Raw genomic sequence first — 254 nt, forward strand, 5'->3', positions numbered from 1 at the left:
TTGCATTTCCACCCGCGCCATTATGCCTTAAGCCGACGCAAATCAGGTATACTCGCTGCAATTCTCTAAACAGCAACGTAACGGTTTACACATGAAGATTGGTCTGTTTTACGGCTCCAGCACCTGCTACACCGAGATGGCGGCAGAAAAAATCCGTGAGATTCTGGGTGAAGACCTGGTCGACCTGCACAACCTGAAAGACGTCTCGCCCAAGCTGATGGAGGACTATTTCCATTCTCATCCTCGGCATCCCC

Annotated in this window: 1 pseudogene; it reads left to right on the forward strand. The window is 50.8% G+C overall.

Annotation, left to right across the window (positions count from 1 at the left end):
* Window positions 1-91: 91 nt before the first annotated feature.
* Window positions 92-254, forward strand: a pseudogene (locus tag REG_RS11495) (flavodoxin domain-containing protein); the annotation flags it as partial.

Source organism: Candidatus Regiella insecticola LSR1, assembly GCF_000143625.1.
In the GTDB taxonomy this organism is placed as follows: domain Bacteria; phylum Pseudomonadota; class Gammaproteobacteria; order Enterobacterales; family Enterobacteriaceae; genus Regiella; species Regiella insecticola.